The sequence below is a fragment of the Microbispora cellulosiformans genome (genome assembly GCF_008728085.1).
In the GTDB taxonomy this organism is placed as follows: domain Bacteria; phylum Actinomycetota; class Actinomycetes; order Streptosporangiales; family Streptosporangiaceae; genus Microbispora; species Microbispora amethystogenes.
In genome coordinates this window covers 1-1,598 of sequence record NZ_VYTZ01000044.1, presented here as the reverse complement: position 1 = coordinate 1,598, position 1,598 = coordinate 1, and the positions used below count along the sequence as shown (strand labels likewise).

Sequence of the window (1,598 nt, the reverse complement as noted above, 5' to 3'; positions counted from 1 at the left end):
TCATAGGAGCGCAGGACCGGCGCGCCGGGCGAGTAGTGCATCGTGGAGGCGGAGTAGTAGTAGGTGTCGCCGACCCGGATGATGTCGATGTCGGCGAGGTCGTCCCACAGCACCGGGTTGGAGTACGTCGACGAGGGCGGCCACGGCCCGCTCGGCGTCGCCGAGGGGCTGGGTGACGGGCTCGGCGACGGGCTGGGCGAGGCGCTCGGCGACGGGCTCGGGGAAGGACTGGGCGAGGGGCTCTGGGACGGGCTCTGCGAGGGGCTCTGTGACGGGCTGGCGCTGGGGCTGCTGGTCACGGTGCCGGTGCAGGCGGTGCCGTTGACGGCGAAGTTCGTCGGCACCGGGTTGGTCGACCCGCTGAGGGAGCCGTTGAAGCCGAAGTTCGTGCTGCCGCCGGTCGGAATGGACGCGTTGTAGCCCGCGTCGCTCACCGTGACCTGCGCACCCGACTGGGTGTAGGTGCCGCTCCACAGCTGGGTGATGGTCTGCCCGGCCGTGAACGACCAGGTCAGCTTCCAGCCGTTGATCGGGTCGCCCAGGTTGGTCACCTTGACGTCGGTGCCGAAGCCGCCCGGCCACTGGTTGGTCACCGTGTAGGTGACCTGGCAACCGGCGGCGGCCTGGGCCGTGCCTGCGGTCGCGACTCCGAGAGCGCCGAGCGCGGCGGCCATCGCGGCCGCGAGCCAGCGCCGGTGTCGAATGGGGGGCACTGCTGTCCTCCAGGTTAGGGATCGGGTCGTGCCGTCAGGACACGGTGCTTGTCAGGACACGGTGCAGGTGGCGCCGTTCAGCGTGAACGAGGTGGGCTTGCCGGCGTTCCCGGTGTGGTTGGCCTGGAAGCCGATCTGGACGGAGCCGCCGGCCGGGATCGAGCCGTTGTAGCTGACGTTGGTCGCCGTGACCTGGCCGCTGCTCGGCGAGTAGGTGGCGTTCCAGCCGCCGGTGATGGTCTGCCCGCTGGGGAGGGTGAACGCGAGCGACCAGCCGTTGACGGCGGAGGAACCGGTGTTGGTGATGGTGATGTCCTCGGTCAGGCCGCTGTTCCACGCGTTGACGGTGGCGCTGACGCGGCAGGCGCCCGTCCCGCCGGTCGGTGAGGACGACGGGGAGCTACTCGGCGACGCCGACGGCGAGACCGAGGGCGACGGTGAGGGCGAGGGCGAGGGCGACCGCGTGGGGGACGTGGACGGAGAAGGGGACGGCGACATGGAGGTGCCCGGCGCGTCGAGGCCGAGGAAGGAGATGGCGTAGGCGAGCTGGCCGCTCATGGGGAGCTGGTGGCCGACGCCGGAGATGCTGATGCCCTCGACGGTGGCGTGGGTGCCGGTGTTGCCGTAGCGGGTGCGGGTCCAGCTGGACTGCGGGTGGTCGGTGAAGGCGGGGGTCTGGCTCAGCCCGTTGAGGTTGGTCCACTGCTTGATCTCTTCACCGAAGTTGTTGTAGTGCAGGGTGGTGTCGGTGGTGCCGTGCCACAGCTGCATGCGGGGGTAGCGGCCGGTGTAGCCGGGGTACATGGCGCGGGCCTGGTCGCCCCACTGCTGGGCGGTCTTGATGATCTGGCCGCCGGAGCACTGGCTGTTCCACAGGGAGCCGTT

At 70.3% G+C, this 1,598-nt stretch carries 2 protein-coding genes; both read right to left on the bottom strand.

Going from position 1 to position 1,598, the window contains the following annotated elements:
- On the bottom strand, nt 1–713 hold a 713-nt coding region (locus F5972_RS36740; protein ID WP_225312237.1), incomplete at its 3' end, for a cellulose-binding domain-containing protein.
- Between the two features lie 51 nt (nt 714–764).
- The coding region (locus F5972_RS39110) for a cellulose-binding domain-containing protein (protein WP_191910506.1) at nt 765–1,598 on the bottom strand (834 nt) is incomplete at its 5' end.